The following is a 17,979-nucleotide window of genomic DNA, read 5'->3' as shown; positions in this document are numbered from 1 at the left end:
GAAACGGGGGTGGGGCCCGCCCCCGGCCGGCCGATGAAGGGCCGCCCCCGGCCGGCCGGTGTGAGGTCCGCCCCGGCCGGCCGGTGGGCGTGCTGGTCGGGGCTTTCTCCCTGACCCACAGCGATATCCACACCCTGTGGATATCGTTCGGGGTCCGCCGACTGCGGTCCCGGGGGGGGCGGGAGGCGACGGCTCGCGCCCCGGAGCCAGAGACTCGCCCCGGGGCGGTGGTTCAGAGGCCGGGCGTCACCAGGCCGGTTTCGTAGGCGAAGACGGCGGCCTGAGTGCGGTCGCGGAGGCCGAGCTTCACCAGGATGCGGCTCACATGCGTCTTGATCGTGGATTCGGCGACGACGAGGTGGGCGGCGATCTCACCGTTCGACAGGCCCTGAGCGACCAGCACCAGGACCTCCGTCTCCCGTTCCGTGAGGTCGGCGACGCGGTCCTGGGCGGGCGGCCGGGGCGCGCCCAGCCGGGAGAACTCCGAGATCAGTCGCTTGGTGACGGTCGGCGCGAGAAGTGCTTCGCCGGACGCGACGATCCGTACGCCCTCCGCCAACTGGCCGGCGGAGGCGTCCTTGAGGAGGAAGCCGCTGGCTCCCACGCGGAGCGCTTGGTAGACGTACTCGTCCAGGTCGAAGGTGGTCAGCACCAACACCTTGGCATCCGCGTCGGCGGCGACGATCTCGCGAGTGGCGTCGAGGCCGTTGACCTCCGGCATGCGGATGTCCATCAGGACGACGTCCGGGTGGAGCGCGGCGACCTGGGCGACCGCGTCGCGGCCGTTCACCGCCTCGCCGACGACCTCGATGTCCGGCATCGCGTTGAGGAGGACCGAGAAGCCCTCGCGGACCATCACCTGGTCGTCGACGATCAGAACCCTGATCATTCCTGCGGCCTCTCCGGCGGGGTGTCCGGCTTGTTCAGCGACACGGTGGACTGTGCATCGGCGGACTGGGAATTGGTGGGCAGCGAATCGGCGGACTGTGAAGCGGTGGGCTGCGCATCGGTGGGCTGCTGTCCGGTGGTGGGGTGCCGCATCGGACGGGTGGGTGACGGCTCCTTCGTACCAGGAATCGGACTGCCACCGGGCGACCCGTGGCCACCGTATGCCCCGCGGCCATCGGGCGTCCCGAGCCCGCCGGATGCTCCAGCCGCCTCCGATACTCCGATCGTCCCTGACGCTCCGGTCGCCCCCGACGTTCCGGGCGTTCTCGACGCTGCCGTCGTTCTCGACGCTCCAGGGGCCGACGTGTCGCTGTTGTCCGGTGTGGAGGCTGCCGGGAGGAAGACCGCGACCTCGTAGCCGCCGTCCGCGGTCGGGCCGTTGGTCATCTCGCCGTTGAGCATGCCGACGCGTTCATGCATCCCGAGGACGCCGTGGCCTGCACCGGGCGAGGGCTTGGCCAGGCGGTTCGCGGGGCCGTTGACGACGCGGAGGCCGAGCCCACCGAGTACGTAGGCGACCTCCACCTGGGCCTCGGCGCCCGGCGCATGCCGCAGCGTGTTGCTCAGCGCCTCCTGGATGATCCGGTACGCCGACAGCTCGACGCCCTGCGGAAGTTGCCGGACCGCGCCGGTGACGACGGCCGTGACGCTGAGCCCCGCCCCACGCACGCTGTCCAGCAGACCGTCCAGGTCGGCAAGGGTGGGCTGGGGTGCCTCGGGGCCGGCGAAGGCGTCCGGGTCCTCGGACCGTACGACGCCCAGGATGCGCCGCAGTTCGGTGAGCGCGGCGACGGCGTTCTCGCGGATGGTCGAGAAGGCGGTGGCCAGCTCGGGAGGCGTGTCACGCACACGGTACGGCGCCGCCTCGGCCTGAATGGCGATGACCGACATGTGGTGCGCGACGACGTCGTGCAGCTCGCGGGCGATGGTCGCGCGCTCCTCCAACGTGGTGCGCCGCGACCGTTCCACCGCCGTGACCGTACGGGTCTCCTCGACCTGCTGCCGTTCCTCGCGCCAGGCACGAACGGCCGCGGCCGCGAGCAGGACGACCCCGTTCGCCAAGGCCACCTGCGGCAGCAGGCCGGTGTCGCTACCCAGCACGACGACTCCCGGCGTGAGCACGGCGAACGTCACCGCCCACATCTCCGGCGCCAGCCGAGGCCGGGTGCGCAGGACCACCAGGGTCATCGTCGCGAGGTGCCCCATGACGGAGAACAGCCAGGCGCCTCCACCGCCGCCGAGTATCCCGAAGCACACGGCCAGCAGCGACACCCAGAAAGCACCCACCGGCCGGACGAGCGTCATCGCCGGCGGGCCCGCCACGAGTACGCCGAAGATCAGCACGATCAGCGGCGGCCCGACGCTGACCGCCTGGGTGGCGAACATCAGCAGCACGAAGGCGTAGCCGAGGACCAGCGCGTGCGGGAACCAACGCAGGTAGCGGCTCGTCCGGGGCGGCATCCACGGCACCCAGCCGGCCACCCGGTCGGCGTCCAGCGGGGGCAGCGGACGGAAGGCGAAGGGGTGGGAGAACAGGTCCCGGCGGAGGCCGCTCAGCACACCGCTCACAATGCGTGCTTCGGGGTGCCCGCCGGCACGGGCGTACCCGGCGTCGCCCTGCTTCCGGCGTGCGCCGTCCGCGCCACCCGCGCCGTACGCGCCATACGCATCGTCCGCGCCATGCGCGCCATGCGCGCTATACGCGTTGTCCGCACCGTACGCGCCGCCCGCGCCCTCCACAGACTGAGGTTTCTTGTTCACGCACCCCACCGTATGTACGGAGACGGTCGGTGGCGTCCGGCCCGATGGGGATCTGTGCGGGTCCGTCTCAAGTACTACACGCCGACGGCGGCCGGCCGCGGGTTCCGGCGTCCGCATTACCGCGAGGCGGGAGCCCTCAGCTCCAGCCCACAGCCCACAACTCCCAACCCCAAACCCTCGACCCGCAACCCGCACCCCACAGCCCCCAATCCGCAACGCCCAGCCCCCACCCCCCTTCCTCAGATCTCCACCAGCAGTTCCCGCACTCCCCTGATCACGAAGTTCGGCTTCCAGGAGGGTTCGGTGGCGAGACGGAGGGCCGGGGCGGCACGGAGGAGGGCGCCGAAGGAGGCGGCCAGTTCCAGGCGGGCGAGCGGGGCGCCCAGGCAGTAGTGGATACCGGCACCGAGGGTGACGTGCGGGTTGTCCGGGCGGGCGAGGTCCAGCTCCTCCGGCCGGTCGAAGCGGGCCGGGTCGCGGTTGGCCGAGCCGAAGAGGAGGGCGACCTCCGCGCCGCGCGGGATGACCGTGCCGTCGATCTCGATGTCGTCGAGCACCCAGCGTTCGAAGAGCTGGAGCGGGGTGGCGTACCGCAGCAGCTCCTCGATGGCGGTGGGGAGCAGCGCGTCCGGGGCGGCGCGGAGCGCGGCGAGTTGCGCGGGGTGCCGGAAGAGGGCGAGCCAGCCGTTGGTGGTGGTGTTGACGGTGGCTTCGTGGCCGGCGTTGAGGAGCAGCGCGCAGGTGGAGGTCATTTCCTGTTCGGTCAGCCGGTCGCCCTCGTCGTGGGCGGCGATCAGGCCGCTGATCAGGTCGTCGCCGGGGTCCTTGCGCCGGGTGGCGATGAGTTCGCGGAGGTAGGCGGAGAATTCGAGGGAGGCCTGTACCGCGCGGCGTGCCGTCTCCTCCGGCGGGTTCAGCTCGTACATCCCACAGATGGCGGCTGACCAGGGGCGCAGCAGGTGACGGTCGGCTTCGGGGACGCCGAGCATCTCGGCGATGACCGCGACCGGGAGCGGCTCGGCGATCGCGGTCAGCAGGTCACCGCCGCCCGCCGTGACGAAGTCGTCGACCAGTCCCTCGGCGAGTGTGCGGACGACGGGGGCCAGTTGCTCGACGGTGCGGGGCGTGAACGCCTTGGACACCAGGCGGCGCAGCCGGGTGTGGTCGGGGGCCTCCGTGTCGAGCAGGGAGTTGCTGTTGAGGGCGTGGAAGGGCTCGTGCGCGGGCGGGGGTGGGGTGCGGCCGAATTCCTGGTGGGTGAAGCGGTGCAGGTAGGTACGGCCGAGACGGCGGTCCCGCAGGAGCGCGCCGACGTCGGCGTGGTGCGGTACGAGCCACTGGTCGGAGGGCGGGAAGTAGTGCACACGGCCGGCGGCGCGCAGTTCGGCGAGGCCGGGGTAGGGGTCGGCGACGAACTCGGGCGACCAGGGGGCGAATGCGGCGACGGCTGCCATGGGGGGACGGTACCGCCGCGGGTGGGGCGCCGGTCAGGGGCCGGTACGGCCGGATCGCCCGTCGTCCGGGGTGACTTCCGCAGCGGAATCCGGTACGGCCCCGACCCGGCGCAGCGCGTTCCGGTGCGGCCCCGCCCCGGCTCCCCGCGTGGCTCCCGCCGCGCTGACCAGCGCCTCGTGCAGCGCGGCGAACGCGTCCGTGCCGGGTGTGACGGCGGCGTAGTGCCCCACACCAGGGAGTTCGCGCAGGACGACGGGTGCGCCGCCACCGGTTCCGTTGCCGGAGTCCCCGCATGCGCCGCCGGCGCCGGTCCCGGCGGTGTCCCCGAACAGGCCGCTGCCGTGCGCCTTCGCGTACCGTCGCGACAGTTCCACCGGTACGTCGGGGTCGTCCGTGCCGTGCAGGAGCGTCACCGGTACACGGGGTGGCAGCCGTACGGGGTCGGTCTCGGCGATGCGTGCCGTCAGCGCCGCCGGCGCGAGCGGTGCGGGCGTGCCGCCGCTCAGGAACTCCGCCACCGCGCCGTTGCTCAGCCGCAGGTCGTGGGCGCGGGCGAGATCGGCTACCGGGGCGAGGGCGACGACCGCGGTGACCGGGCCGGGGTGGGCGGCGGCCCAGAGGGCGAGGTGGCCGCCGGCGGAGTGGCCGGCGACGAGCACGGGAGTGCCGGCGGGTGCCGCGGCGACCGCCGTCCGTACCGCCTCGGTCACATCGTCGAACGTCTCCGGCAGGCCGCCGCCTCCGCCGGCCCTGCGGTACTCGGCGAGCGCGACGTGCAGGCCGTTCCGGGCCAGCGCGGCGGCCGCCGGTGACAGGTGCGTACGGTCGTACGCCACGCGCCAGAAGCCGCCGTGCAACAGCACGACCAGCGGCGCGGTGCGGCCGCCGGCCGGCGGAGCAGGTGCCGTGGACGACAGGGCAGGGGGCGTGGGCGACAGGGCAGGGGCCATGGTCGGCGGGCCGGACACCGTGGGCGTAAGGGCAGGTGCCGTGGTCGGCGGCCGGTACAGGTCGACGACCTGGTCCGGGTGGTCGCCGTAGACGAGACGGTCGTCCGGCGCGACGGGCGGGAGGCCCAAGAGCGCGGCTTCCTCCCCCACCGGCGCAGCGGGCCGGAGACCCGACAGCGCGGCCTCCGCGTCCGGGGTCGGGGCGTTCATACCGTGACCGGGCCCTCTTCCGGGCCGCCCGCGGCGACCGCGGACGCGCTGCCGTCGCCCGGGACGTACGCCAGGATCTCGGCGAGGGTCCGGGCGGCGCGTTCCGCGTCGGCGAAGGAGGTGTAGAGCGGGGTGAAGCCGAAGCGCAGCACGTCGGGGTGGCGGAAGTCGCCGATCACGCCGTGCCGGATCAGTTCGCCCATCACCTCGGTGGCCCCGGCGCATTCCAGGGCGACCTGGCTGCCGCGTTCGTCGTGCCGTTCCGGGGTGACCGACCGCACCCGGCCGCGGGGGACGTAGGCCCGTACGCATTCGAGGAAGAAGTCGGTGAGCGCGAGGCTCTTGGCGCGCACGTCCTCGATGGCGACGCCTTCCCAGACCTCCAGCGCGGCTTCCAGGGCGAGCAGCGAGAGGATGTCCGGGGTGCCGACGCGGCCGCGTTCGACGCCCGGCGCCGGCACGTACTCGGCGTCCATGCCGAAGGGGTCGGCGTGGGAGTTCCAGCCGGGCAGCGGTGAGTCGAAGCGCGGCTGGTGCTCGGCGCGGATGTACAGGTAGGCGGGGGCGCCGGGGCCGCCGTTGAGGTACTTGTACGTGCAGCCGACGGCGAGGTCCACGCCGTGCGCGTCCAGGTCGACGGGCAGGGCGCCCGCGCTGTGGCAGAGGTCCCAGACGGCGAGGGCGCCCGCTTCGTGCAGGGCGGCGGTGATGCCGGGCAGGTCGTTGATCCGGCCGGAGCGGTAGTCGACGTGGTTGACCAGCGCGGCGGCGGTACGCTCCGACGCTTCGACGGGCATCCGGGCGGCTTCGACGGGGCGCAGGGTGCAGCCGGTGAGCCGGGCGGCGGACCGGGCGATGTAACCGTCGGTCGGGAACGTCGCGGCGTCGACGAGGATCTCGTCCCGGGGGACGCCGCCGGCCGCCGGCCCGGTCTCGTTGGCCATGCGTACGGCGGCGACCAGGGCCTTGAAGACGTTGATGCTGGTGGAGTCGCCGACGACGACCTGACCGGGGGCGGCGCCGAGGAGCGGGGCGATGCGGTCGCCGATCCGTTCGGGCGCGGTCCACCAGCCGGATTCCGACCAGGAGCGGATGCGCAGCTCACCCCATTCGCGGGCGATGACCTCGCGGACCCGCTCGGGGACCGCGTGGGGCAGGGCACCGAGGGAGTTGCCGTCGAGGTAGACCGCTTCGTCGAGCACGAACTCGGCCCGCTTGGCGCGCAGCGGATCCTCGGCGTCCTTGCGCGCGGCGTGGGCGGCGAGGTCGTCGCGGAGGGCGGCCTCGGCGACGGCATGGCCGGCCAGGGTGTCCGCCGCGCCGGACGAATCCACACCGCCGGTGGCCGTACCGCCGGTGGACATACGGCCGGCGACCGTACCGCCGGTGGCCACCCCGCCGACAGCCGCCCCGGGCGAATCGATTCTGTCGGTCGCCGCACCGGGCACATCCATGCCCCCGGCAGCTACGCCGGACGACGCATCCACGCCCCCGCCCGTCACCCCGGACGCACCCATACCGCCGGTCGTCGCGCCGTCTGCGGCGCTCTGGTTCTGCTGCACGTCGTCGTCACCCTTCGCCGCTGCCCGGCCGCATTGCTGTGTGGTGCTGTGTGGTGCGGAGCCGCTCGTTCCCGTCGGTGGTCAGTTGCCGCTCCAGCACGGGTGCCCCGTCCGGCCGGGTCGAGTACCGCGGTCGGGCGGTCGGCCGCTCAGACATGGCTGCGAGCCGTCCACAGCTCAGGGAAAACGTTCTTGCGGGCGCGCTTCTCCAGCCACGCGACACCGGAGGAACCGCCGGTGCCCATCTTCGCGCCCATCGCCCGGCGGGTGGCCACCAGGTGGTCGTTGCGCCAGCGCCAGACCAGTTCGGCGACGTCGGTGAGGACCTCGCCCAGTGCGACCAGCTCGCTCCGCGGGTCGCCGGCGTAGACCTCGGCCCAGGCGGCTTCGACGGCGGGGTTCGGCTCGTACTTGAGCGTGGGGTCGCGCTGCAGGACGGACACGGGGACGGCGTATCCGCGGCGGTCCAGCAGCCGCAGGACCTCGTCCCACAGGCTCGGCTCGTGCAGCGCCTTCGCCAGCTCGGCGTACTCGCGGGGCGCGCCGCGGTGCGGGACCAGCATGGAGGCGGACTTCTCGCCGAGCAGGAACTCCAGCCGTCGGTACATCGCGGACTGGAAGCCGGAGCCGTCGCCGAGGGCGCCGCGGTAGGCGTTGAACTGCGCGGGGGTCAGCCGGGCCAGCGGTTTCCACGCGGCGTTGAGCGCTTCCAGCTCGTACGTGGAGCGGCGCAGCGCGTCGATCGCGGTGGGCACGTCATCGCCGCGCAGGGCATCGCAGGCGGTGTGCCACTCGTGGACGATGACGGTGAACCACAACTCCATGACCTGGGTGGTCACCAGGAACGCCATCTCTCCGGGGTCGTCGGAGAGCAGGTGCTGGGCGTGGGTCAGCAGTTCCGCCTGGACGTAGTCCTCGTACGGCGTGGTGCCTGCGAAGTCGAGATTCGGGTCCGCTTCGGCCTGGCCGCCGACCGGGCAGCGCGGGGCCGGCTCCGGGGACGGGGACGCCTGGGACGCTGATGACGAGTGCGACATCAGGAACTCCTCGTGATGCATGCCTCCGGGTAGCGGTCCGCCCCTTCCTGTCGGCATCGGAGCCCCGGTCCCCTCGTCAGGCCCGGCTCACCGGACCTGTTGCGCATCTTCCGCAACTCTCCAGGGTTTGGCAAGGGCAGCCCCGGCCGACTCGCGGGGGCCGAACCGGCTCAGGACCGGCCGGAACATGTCGCCGGCCGGTCCTGAGCCGGTCTTCTCCCGGGTGATACCTCAGGAGAGCGTGTCGGCCGCCGTCGGCGAGGATTCGCGCAGGAAGGTCGTGCAGCGCTCGTACTCCTCCTGCTCGCCGATCGCCTGGGCGGCGCGGGCGAGCGCGTGCAGCGCCCGCAGGAAGCCGCGGTTCGGCTCGTGCTCGAACGGGACCGGGCCATGGCCCTTCCAGCCGGCCCGGCGAAGCGAGTCCAGGCCGCGGTGGTAACCCGTACGGGCGTACGCGTAGGACTCGACGGTCCGGCCGGCCTGGAAGGCGTCGTCCGCCAGCTGTGCCCAGACGAGCGAGGACGCCGGGTACTTCGCGGCGACGTCGGCCGGTGCGGTGCCCGAGGCGAGCAGCTCGCGGGGCTCCGGGTCTTCGGGCAGATGGGTCGGGGGCGGTCCCCCGAGCAGGTTCTCGTGAATGGCCATGCGTCCAAGTCTGCCTGGTCCGTGCGGCGGGCGGCGCCCGGGAGGTGGCCGTTCCGGTGGGCGCACGGAGGATCGTCCACGCGCGGGGCGGCCCGGCCGCACCACCGTCCACGGCCTCCACACCACCGTCCGCGGCTTCGGGTGCGCCGGGTACGGTCCGGGCACGCGGAGGGCCCCGTACGCGTGCTCCCCTTGCGTACGGGGCCCTCCGAGGTGCTTACTCCGCGGGCGCCGGTGCGGCGCCGCGCCGGAGTTACTTGATCTTGGTGCCGGTGGAGCGCAGGTTGGCGCAGGCCTCGGTGACGCGCTTGGCCATGCCGGCCTCGGCCAGCTTGCCCCAGCTGCGCGGGTCGTAGACCTTCTTGTTGCCGACCTCGCCGTCGACCTTCAGGACGCCGTCGTAGTTACGGAACATGTGGTCCGCGATCGGGCGGGAGAAGGCGTACTGGGTGTCGGTGTCGAGGTTCATCTTCACGACGCCGTTCTCCAGCGCGGTGGCGATCTCCTGCTCGGTGGAGCCGGAGCCGCCGTGGAAGACGAAGTCGAACGGGGACTGCTTGCCGTACTTGGCGCCGACGCCCTCCTGGAGGTCCTTGAGGAGCTCGGGGCGGAGGACGACGTTGCCCGGCTTGTAGACGCCGTGGACGTTGCCGAAGGAGGCGGCGAGCAGGTAGCGGCCCTTCTCGCCCAGGCCCAGCGCCTCGGCGGTGCGGATCGCGTCGTCGACGGTGGTGTAGAGCTCGTCGTTGATCTCGTGGGTGACGCCGTCCTCCTCGCCACCGGTCGGGGTGATCTCGACCTCAAGAATGATCTTGGCGGCGGCGGCCTTGGCGAGCAGCTCCTGGCCGATGGAGAGGTTGTCGGCCAGGTTCTCGGCCGAGCCGTCCCACATGTGGGACTGGAAGAGCGGGTTCTGGCCCTTGGCCACGCGCTCGGCGGAGATGTCGATCAGCGGGCGGACGTAGCCGTCCAGCTTGTCCTTGGGGCAGTGGTCCGTGTGCAGCGCGACGGTGATGTCGTACTTCGCGGCCACGACGTGCGCGAACTCGGCCAGGGCGACGGCACCGGTCACCATGTCCTTGCTGTACTGGCCGCCCAGGAACTCCGCACCGCCCGTGGAGATCTGGATGATGCCGTCACTCTCGGCCTCGGCGAAACCGCGCAGCGCCGCGTGCAGCGTCTGGGTCGAGGTCACGTTGATGGCCGGGTAGGCGAACTTGCCTGCCTTCGCCCGGTCGAGCATCTCGTTGTAGATCTCGGGGGTTGCGATGGGCATCTGTCCGCTCCTTGTGTGTGCGGGTACCGGGTACGTTCTGGGCCCTGACCAGGGGGCGACGTCATCGTCGCGGCCCATCTTCCCAGACTTGCCGGATACCTCCACATCGCGCCGCCACCCGGACGGCGCAAAGGGCGGGCTGTTTCACGTGAAACAGCCCGCCCTTTGGTGAAACCGCAGGTCACCGCGTGCGGCACCGAAAAACCCGGCCCGGCGCGCCGACCTCACCGGCGAGCGTGCCGGTGCTCTCAGGCGAGACCGAGGTCGGTGAGCTGGTAGCCGGTGATGTACTTCAGGCCGGCCCCGGCGATGGCCGACTCGGCGCCGCGGTCGACGATCGTCGCGACGGCGACGACCTCAGCGCCCGCCTCACGGGCCGCCTCGACGGCGGTCAGCGGGGAGCCGCCGGTGGTGGAGGTGTCCTCGACGACCAGGACGCGGCGGCCCGTGATGTCCGGTCCCTCGATGCGGCGCTGCATGCCGTGGGTCTTCTGGGACTTGCGGACGACGAAGGCGTCCAGCTTCTGCCCGCGCGCGGCGGCGGCGTGCAGCATCGACGTCGCGACCGGGTCGGCGCCGAGCGTGAGCCCGCCGACCGCGTCGTAGTCGAGGTCGGCGGTGATGTCCAGCATCACCTGGCCGACCAGCGGCGCCGCCTCGGCGTCCAGGGTGATCCGGCGGAGGTCGATGTAGTAATCGGCTTCCTTGCCGGAGGAAAGCGTCACCTTGCCGTGCACCACGGCCTTGTTCTTGATCTGCCGCAGCAGCTCGCCACGTACGTCGTCCGTCATGCGCACGAGCTTAGGACAGCACGGGGGCCGGTCCGGGACGCGGCTCCGCGAGGCCCACCGGAGCCGGTACCGGCCGCTGCCGGCACCGGGCGGGCCGACCGGTCAGGCCAGGGAACGCCAGGTCCAGGTCGTGGAGATCTCCAGCGGGTCGATGGGGGTGACCAGGCGCGGCAGGGTGTTCAGCCCGTTGGGCGGGCCGGACTGCGGCTCCACGCACACGGCCGCCTCCTGCTCGTCGTAGACCACGACCCACTCGGCGCGGCTGGCGACCTTCAGCTCCAGCCGGCCCGGCCAGGTGAGGGTGACATCCACGCCCTGCGGCATGCCGAAGCAGTCGTCCCAGGGGCCGGGGCGGGGCGCGATGCGCTGCCCGGTCGGGAGGTGGTCGGGCCCACGCTCCTCCTGCCATTCGGGGGCGAAGTCGATACGGACGCCCTCGCCGCCGTCACCGAGGTCGCGGAGGAACCAGGGGTGCCAGCCGGCCTGCGCCGGAAAGGAGTCGCCGTACGTCTCGATACCCATGGTCAGCGTCAGCGAGCCGCCGTCCTCGGCCAGGTCCACCAGCTGGGTGACCTTGCCGGGGTAGGGCCAGGGGGCGGCCGGGTCGTCCAGGTCGTACGTGAAGGCCCCGCTGGTTCCGGTCGTACGGGCGGTGCGCCAGGAGAGGTTGCGGCCGTTGCCGTGGATGGCGTGCGGCGGGGAGTTGAGCGGCATCTGGTGCGTCTCGCCGCCGTTGCGGAACCGGCCGTTCTCGATCCGGCCGCACCACGGCACCATCGGGAAGCAGCCGTACTTGTCGCCCTGCCGGAGCAGCTCCGTGCCGCCGATCCGCAGACTCTCGATGCGGCAGCCGTTGTCCGGGCGGACGGCCACCTCGGTGTCCCCGGCGGCCAGCCGGACGGTGCGTGCCACGCGCGGCTTGTGGGCGGGCTCTGTGCGGTTCTCAGTGCTCACGGCTCGACCTTAACGGTGCGGCTCACGCGCGGCGGGCCGGGCACGCGGGGCCCGACGCCGCATCAGCGGCGGCGGCGCAGGACCCGGCCGACCACCACGGCGGAGGCCAGGACGACGGCCGCCGCGGGGGCCGCCCAGCGGAGGGTGGCCGAGGCGGAGGTGGTGTCGGGGGCGGGCACGGGTGCGTAGCGGCCGCGCGGCGGGGCGTGGTCGACCTCCTCGGCGCTGCGGCCGATCATCGTGCGGCGGGCGTGCGCGGCCTCGGCGGGCGGCTCGGCCGGGATGCCGAGCTCGTCGTCGGCGAGCGGGTCCAGCGAGGGGGGCGGGATCTCGGTCTCGAAGACGCCGGACCGCGGCGGCGCGTCCACCAGGTCGCCCGCTTCGTCGACGTCGTCGGCGTCCTCCGCGTCGGCGTCGTCCACCCCGGTGACATCGTCCGGGTCGTCCTCGGCGCCCGGCTCCCTGCCCCCTTCGATGCCGCTGACGCCCTCGATGCCGCTGACACCCTCGGCGTCGCCGACGGCGTCTTCCTCGGTCTCTTCCGCGGCGAGCGCGTCCGCACCGGCGACGGCGTCCTCCTCGTCACCGGCCGGCTCCACGCCGGTCGCGCCGGGCTCTTCGCGCCCGTCCGTCGGCTCGCTCGCGAAGACGGCCGCCCCCTCGGCGGCCGTCGTGCCCGCGTCCGGCGGGCTCTGCACATCGGAGGCGTCCGACGAGGCCTGCGTACCGGAGCCGGCCGGCTCCCCGGTGGCCGCTGCGGAGGCGTCCGGCTCCCCGATGGCCACCGGCCGGAGCGACAGGTCCTCCGTGAGGGTGGTGGCGAAGCGGTCCAGGATGCGGCGCCCGACCGCCTGAACGGCGTCGTCCGTGGCGGCCGCGAGCCGGCCGGCGGACCGTACGACCGCGGTGCAGGAGAGCGTCGTGCCCTTGCCGCCCTCGTCGGGCGCCACCCGCACGGTGAGGTCCAGCTCGGCGAAGCCGTCGCCGCGCACCTCCGTGCCACGCGCCGCGGCGTCGAACGCGTCCGGGTCGCCGTCGCGCGGGGTCACCCGCAGCGTGCCGCGGTAGGTGATGGTGGAGCCGCCGACCCGCAGCCGCAGCCGGCCCTCCGGAACTCCGGGTGCGGGGTCCGCGTCGAGCTGGGCGCCCGGGACGCAACGGGCCAGGCGTTCCGGCTCGGTGAGCGCTTGCCGCACCGTGCCGACGGGAAACGGAACGTACACCTCATGCTCCATGACATCGGAGCCTAATTCCTTTCCGGGCGCGACGGAGGCCCCCCGGTGATATCCCGCTCCTCGCGTCGGTCCCCTGGTGTCCCGAGGGAGCCGGCCGGGCACACCTCCGACGGACCGTGCGGACAGGTGTCCATCGGCCGTCATGGAGAGGCGAAGCGACCGCGAGCGCCTGGCGGCCGGGTGCGCCCGCGCGGCGTTCTCGGCAGGCCGCCGTCGCCCGGTCGGCGGGCCGGCCCGAGTCAGCCGCCGTACCGCGGGTGCACCAGGGTCGACGGCGGCAGGCCAGGCGGGCGCGCGCGGTCCAGGGCGAGGCGGCCGGAGCGCAGCACGGCCGGGGTGAGCGCGCGCAGCGGCGGCGTGTCGGGCGAGAGCTTCAGCGGGGGCGTGCTGCGGCCCGCCAGGACGAAGCCCCAGTACCGGACGGCTTCCGGGCTCGCCTTGCCGGCGCCGTTCTGTCCCCGGGCGGGGCCGCCCGAGAAGGTGTGCAGGCGGCCCGGCATCCGATACGGGACGGTGCGCAGCCCCGCGGCGCGCAGGGTCGCCTCGACCGTCCAGAAATTGCGGGGCCGGGCTCGGGGCGGGCCCGCGTGCACCGCGAGCCGGCCGTCCGGGGCCAGCACCCGGGCCGCGAGTCCGTAGAACTCCTGGGAGTACAGCTTCGCCCCGGTGGTGATGGCGGGGTCGGGCAGGTCGGCGAGGATCACGTCGTACGGGCCGTCCCGGCGGACCTCGTGCCGGGCGTCCCGGCGCAGCCAGTCGAAGACGTCGGCGGTCACCGCCCGCACTCGCGGGCTGTCGAGCGCGTGGCGGTTCAGCCGGGCGAGCCCGGGGTCGGTGCGGGCCAGCCGGAGCAGGGCGCTGTCCCGGTCGACGACGGTGACGGACTCGACGTCGTCGTAGCGCAGCAGCTCGCGCGCGGCGAGGCCGTCGCCGCCGCCGAGGACCAGCACCCGGCCGTGCGGGCCGCCGGCCATCGCCGGATGGACGAGTGCTTCGCGGTACCGGAAGGCGTCGGTGGCGCTGACCCGCAACCGGCCGTCGAGATAGAGCGCGAGGGGCGCGCGGACGGCCCCGCCACCGCTCCGGCCCGCGCGCCCACCGCCCGTCCCGCCGGTCAGCACGACCTCCTGCACGTCCGTCTGGAGGGCGACCCGCGGCTCGGCGGCGTACACCGCTTCGCGCGCGGCCCGTTCGAAGGGGCCGGCCAGCGCCGTGCACGCGGCGAGCAGCACGAGCACCAGGATGTTGGCGGCCAGCAGCGACCGACGGGCCCGGGGGGAGAGGTCGCGGCCGAACAGGCCGAGGACGAGCGCGCCGCCCGCGACGGCGTTCACGCCGCCGGTGACCAGGGCGCCCGTCAACTGGCCGAGCACCGGCAGCAGCAGGAAGGGGAAGGCGAGCCCGCCGACCAGCGCGCCGACGTAGTCCGCCGCGAAGAGGTCGGCGACCGCGCCGCCGGCGTCCTGGTCGCGGATGCGCTGGATGAGCGTCATCAGCAGGGGTACCTCGGCGCCGATGAGCACGCCGATCAGCAGCGAGAAGCCGACCATCGCGGGCCGGGACTGGCCGCACCACGCGAAGCTCGCGTACAGCGCCATCGCCGAGACACCACCGGTCAGGGCCAGCGCCGCCTCGACCGCGCCGAAGCCGACCGCGGCGCGGCAGCGCAGCCGCTTGGCCAGCAGCGAGCCGACGCCCATCGCGAAGACCATCACGGAGAGCACCACGGAGGCCTGGGTGACGGAGTCGCCGACCAGGTAGGTGGAGAGGGCGACCAGCTCCAGTTCGTACACCAGGCCGCAGGCGGCGCAGAGGAAGACCACGGCAAGCACGAGGAGGCGGCCGATTCCGGCCGGTACCGGCAGCCGTGGTGATCCGACGATCTCCGGCGGCCTGCGGGCGCCGGAGGTGAGGGCCGCTGGCGGATCGATCATGTTGCGAACGCTACGTGACGCCTCTGTCGCGCCTTGTCACCCACAGGAGTGCATTGGGCTCGCGCGGAACAGCCCCCGCGCCACCGCCGCGCTCCCGCTCACAGCGCCGCCACCGCCCGCACACCCACGCGCGTACGGGTCGCCACCAGCCGGCCTTCCTGGGGGTAGGCGTGCCACGTCCGCCAGCGCACCTGGCCGCTCTCGCGTTGCGCAAGCATCGCGGTGAATGCGTGCGGTGCTCCGGGGAACGTCCCGGCGAGTCCGTACGGATGCTCGGCCACCAGAGCGAGCAACTCCTGTGCCCGGCCCGCGAACGAGCCGCGGGAGAGCGTCTCCACATGCGCGGCGAACTCGTACTCCCAGTCGCCGATGCGTTTCGCCACACCGAGCGGGAGCGGGGTGCTGCTGCCCGGCATACAGGCCACCGTCTCCGAGCAGCTGCCGTGCTCCTCCGTCAGGAGCACCTGGTGCGAGGCGCCGAGCAGCCGCAACTGGACAGTTGCCTCCTCGAGTTGCAGGTCGAGGACGGCGAGCGCCGGCAGCGGCTCCCGGCCGAGCGCCCAGGCGAGGTCGGCTGCGCGGGTGTCGGTGTAGGCGGTCTTGATGGTGGTGAGCATGGGTCGGCTCCGCAAGCACGCAGTGGATGGTGGGCCGGCCCGCCCCGGAGGAGGACCAGGGATACGACTTACCGGCTGCCGGCTCGTGACCACGTGGGGTCCGAGAACTGGTGGATTCTCACAAGAGAGGGAATCATGAAACTCGCGGGGCCCACAGCCTTTTTACCCATCTTCGCCGGGTTTCCATCCCTCAGAGGGCCTCTCAGTTCAGTTGTTCAACAGGCTTGCGCCCGGCGGTTGTTGATAACCACCGGGCGCATATGCGACAAGGCATGGGCCGGTTGCATGTTCCACACCGGATCACCCGGGCGATCGCCGCGGGACGCGCGGGGGAACCGCTCAGGAACCGCCGCCTCCGCCTCCGCAGCCACCGCCGCCACCCCCGCAGGACGAACCCCCACCGCAGGACGAACCGCCACCACAGGACGAGCCGCCCCCGCAGGAGCCGCCGTGGTGGTGGCCGTGGTGGCCGCCGCCCGATCCGCCGTCACCGGCCCACCAGCTGCCCCCGGAACCGGACCCGCCACCGGCGACCCACTTCCTCTTGTTGCGGCCCCGCGGCGATTCATTGTTCATGGCCGTCCGCGTCATCCAGACCGCGGCTGCCACGAAGGCACAGATCAGCAGGAAGATCACAACGCCTGTCATTCCACTCACCCCCGTATTTCGGTTCTTGCGTGCGGATCACATGCCCGGCCTGCCGGCAACCAAAAGCGGAGTTGAGGAACTCCAGAGGTTCGGCGGAGGATGACGCCCATGGGACGACCGCTGCTCAACCGCCGCCTCGCCGAATTCGGTACGACGATCTTCGCCGAGATGTCCGCGCTCGCCGTGCGCACCGGCTCGATCAACCTCGGCCAGGGCTTCCCCGACACCGACGGCCCCGAAGAGGTCCGCGAAGCTGCGGTACGCGCGCTGCGCGACGGCCGCGGGAACCAGTACCCGCCGGGCCCCGGCATCCCCGAACTGCGCGCCGCCGTCACCGCCCACCAGCAGCGCTGGTACGGCCTGACGTACGACCCCGACACCGAGGTGCTGGTCACCGCGGGCGCGACCGAGGCCATCGCCGCTTCCCTGCTGGCGCTGCTGGAGCCCGGCGACGAGGTGATCGCGCTGGAGCCGTACTACGACTCCTACGCGGCGTGCATCGCGATGGCCGGCGGCACCCGCGTCCCGGTCACCCTGCGCCCCTCCCCCGAGGAGGCTTGCTACCGCCTCGACCTGGACGAGCTGCGCGACGCCGTCACCGACCGCACCCGCCTCATCCTCCTCAACACCCCGCACAACCCCACCGGCACCGTCCTCAGCCGCGCCGAGCTGGCCGCCATCGCCGAGCTGGCCTGCGAGCGCGACCTCCTCGTCGTCACCGACGAGGTCTACGAGCACCTCGTCTTCGAGGGCGAGCACGTCCCGATGGCGTCCTTCCCCGGGATGCGCGAGCGCACGGTCTCCATCGGCAGCGCGGGCAAGACCTTCTCGTTCACCGGCTGGAAGGTCGGCTGGGTGACCGGCTCACCGGAGCTGGTGGGCGCGGTCCGCTCCGCCAAGCAGTTCCTCACCTACGTCTCGGCGGGCCCGTTCCAGTACGCGGTCGCCGAGGCGCTCGCGCTGCCGGACGACTACTTCCACGGGCTCCGCGAGGACCTGCGCCGCAAGCGGGACATCCTGGCCGACGGGCTGGCGGAGGCCGGTTTCCGGGTCTTCCGGCCGAGCGGCACGTACTTCATCACCACCGACATCACCGCGCTGGGCGAGCAGGACGGCCTGGCGTTCTGCCTGGGCCTGCCCGAGCGCTGCGGCGTGGTCGCGGTGCCGAACGCCGTCTTCTACGACGACAAGGCGGCGGGGCGCAACCTCGTACGGTTCGCGTTCTGCAAGAAGGACGAGGTGCTGCGCGCGGCGGCGACCCGACTCAAGCAGCTGTCGGGCGGCTGATCGGCGGGAACGCGAGCGCCTCGGCGCTCGTCGGCACGCGCGAGGGCCCCGGAGCGAGCTGCTCCGGGGCCCTCTCGCTGCCGAGCGCGGGCCGTCAGGCCTCGTCGTCCGGCTTGGCGTCGTCGACCTCGGCCTCCAGGCCGAGCTGCTCGATGAGCCACTTGTCGAACTCGATGGACGCGCGGATCCAGCTGACCGTGCTGGAGACGAAGTGCTCCAGCGAGACGCCGGTGCCGACCAGCATCGACGCCTCACCGATCAGACGGACCGTGCCGTCGTCGTGGGTGTGGGTGTAGGCCTTGGGCCACAGGGTGCGGCGGTTCCAGTCGTCGATCGCCTCCAGCAGCTTGGGCTTGAGCTCGATCGCGTGGGGCCGGTCGTAGAAGGTGCGGACGGAGAAGATCTGCTGCTCCTCCTCGCCCCGGAACATGAAGTACGTGCGGAACTGCTCCCACGGGGCGGCGAGGTCGCCCTCGTCGTCGACGACGTACTTCAGCTCCATCTGGTCCAGAAGCTGCTTGACCAGGTCCTGGTCAGGCACGATGGGACCCTCCGGCCCCGTCGGCTGCGGTTCGGGCTGGCCCCCGAAATTCGGAATCGAGGACGGGTCGATAGTCACCGTGGAAGTCCCTTCGTATGGTCCTTGCCATCCTCCCCCACACCCGCCCC

General features: G+C 72.8%; 14 protein-coding genes and 1 pseudogene. 1 reads left to right on the top strand and 14 read right to left on the bottom strand.

Annotated features, from left to right (window positions below; genetic code table 11):
- Window positions 1–232 precede the first annotated feature (232 nt).
- The 13 genes and pseudogenes from IF20_RS18920 to IF20_RS18860 all read right to left on the bottom strand — a co-directional run bounded on the left by IF20_RS18920 (window position 233) and on the right by IF20_RS18860 (window position 15,375).
- Window positions 233–889 (bottom strand): response regulator, encoded by a 657-nt coding sequence (locus IF20_RS18920; RefSeq protein WP_052866354.1) that lies wholly within the window; start codon window positions 887–889, stop codon window positions 233–235.
- A 347-nt stretch (window positions 890–1,236) separates the two neighbouring features.
- Window positions 1,237–2,520: pseudogene (locus IF20_RS37920) on the bottom strand (sensor histidine kinase); the annotation flags it as partial.
- A 428-nt stretch (window positions 2,521–2,948) separates the two neighbouring features.
- Entirely contained in the window at window positions 2,949–4,163 is a 1,215-nt protein-coding gene (locus IF20_RS18910) for a cytochrome P450 (RefSeq protein WP_052866353.1), read from the bottom strand.
- A gap of 33 nt (window positions 4,164–4,196) precedes the next feature.
- Entirely contained in the window at window positions 4,197–5,324 is a 1,128-nt protein-coding gene (locus IF20_RS18905) for an alpha/beta hydrolase family protein (RefSeq protein WP_110944303.1), read from the bottom strand.
- Window positions 5,321–6,778, bottom strand: coding sequence for a kynureninase (kynU, locus tag IF20_RS18900; RefSeq protein WP_407702526.1), 1,458 nt, complete (start codon window positions 6,776–6,778; stop codon window positions 5,321–5,323). The genes IF20_RS18905 and kynU overlap by 4 nt, the downstream gene beginning before the upstream one ends.
- Window positions 6,779–7,035: 257 nt before the next feature.
- Window positions 7,036–7,923 (bottom strand): tryptophan 2,3-dioxygenase family protein, encoded by an 888-nt coding sequence (locus tag IF20_RS18895; RefSeq protein ID WP_052866479.1) that lies wholly within the window; start codon window positions 7,921–7,923, stop codon window positions 7,036–7,038.
- A gap of 231 nt (window positions 7,924–8,154) precedes the next feature.
- Window positions 8,155–8,568 (bottom strand): DUF3151 domain-containing protein, encoded by a 414-nt coding sequence (locus IF20_RS18890; RefSeq protein WP_052866352.1) that lies wholly within the window; start codon window positions 8,566–8,568, stop codon window positions 8,155–8,157.
- A 253-nt stretch (window positions 8,569–8,821) separates the two neighbouring features.
- Window positions 8,822–9,844: a class II fructose-bisphosphate aldolase gene (fbaA, locus tag IF20_RS18885; RefSeq protein ID WP_052866351.1), complete on the bottom strand. Its 1,023-nt coding sequence runs from the start codon at window positions 9,842–9,844 to the stop codon at window positions 8,822–8,824.
- 248 nt (window positions 9,845–10,092) lie between these two features.
- The gene (pyrE, locus tag IF20_RS18880; protein WP_052866350.1) at window positions 10,093–10,635 is read right to left on the bottom strand and encodes an orotate phosphoribosyltransferase; all 543 of its coding nucleotides are present in this window, start codon (window positions 10,633–10,635) and stop codon (window positions 10,093–10,095) included.
- 102 nt (window positions 10,636–10,737) lie between these two features.
- The gene (locus tag IF20_RS18875; RefSeq protein WP_052866349.1) at window positions 10,738–11,589 is read right to left on the bottom strand and encodes an aldose epimerase family protein; all 852 of its coding nucleotides are present in this window, start codon (window positions 11,587–11,589) and stop codon (window positions 10,738–10,740) included.
- Between the two features lie 62 nt (window positions 11,590–11,651).
- On the bottom strand, window positions 11,652–12,824 hold the full coding sequence (locus IF20_RS18870) for an SRPBCC domain-containing protein (RefSeq protein ID WP_052866348.1): 1,173 nt from the start codon (window positions 12,822–12,824) through the stop codon (window positions 11,652–11,654).
- Window positions 12,825–13,063: 239 nt separating this feature from the next.
- Window positions 13,064–14,758, bottom strand: a complete 1,695-nt coding sequence (locus IF20_RS18865; protein WP_110944302.1) for a polyamine aminopropyltransferase — start codon at window positions 14,756–14,758, stop codon at window positions 13,064–13,066.
- 98 nt (window positions 14,759–14,856) lie between these two features.
- The gene (locus IF20_RS18860) at window positions 14,857–15,375 is read right to left on the bottom strand and encodes a DUF2617 family protein (RefSeq protein ID WP_052866347.1); all 519 of its coding nucleotides are present in this window, start codon (window positions 15,373–15,375) and stop codon (window positions 14,857–14,859) included.
- A gap of 747 nt (window positions 15,376–16,122) precedes the next feature.
- On the opposite strand from IF20_RS18860, the gene IF20_RS18855 reads away from it, so the two are divergent.
- On the top strand, window positions 16,123–17,310 hold the full coding sequence (locus IF20_RS18855; RefSeq protein ID WP_052866346.1) for a pyridoxal phosphate-dependent aminotransferase: 1,188 nt from the start codon (window positions 16,123–16,125) through the stop codon (window positions 17,308–17,310).
- A 94-nt stretch (window positions 17,311–17,404) separates the two neighbouring features.
- Here the strand turns inward: IF20_RS18855 and IF20_RS18850 are convergent, their stop codons facing one another.
- On the bottom strand, window positions 17,405–17,929 hold the full coding sequence (locus IF20_RS18850) for a YbjN domain-containing protein (protein WP_052866345.1): 525 nt from the start codon (window positions 17,927–17,929) through the stop codon (window positions 17,405–17,407).
- Window positions 17,930–17,979 lie beyond the last annotated feature (50 nt).

This window comes from Streptomyces niger (genome assembly GCF_000718305.1).
Taxonomy (GTDB): Bacteria; Actinomycetota; Actinomycetes; order Streptomycetales; family Streptomycetaceae; genus Streptomyces; species Streptomyces niger.
Note: the sequence above shows the minus strand (reverse complement) of the source record. Positions and strands in the feature narration are given on the sequence as shown.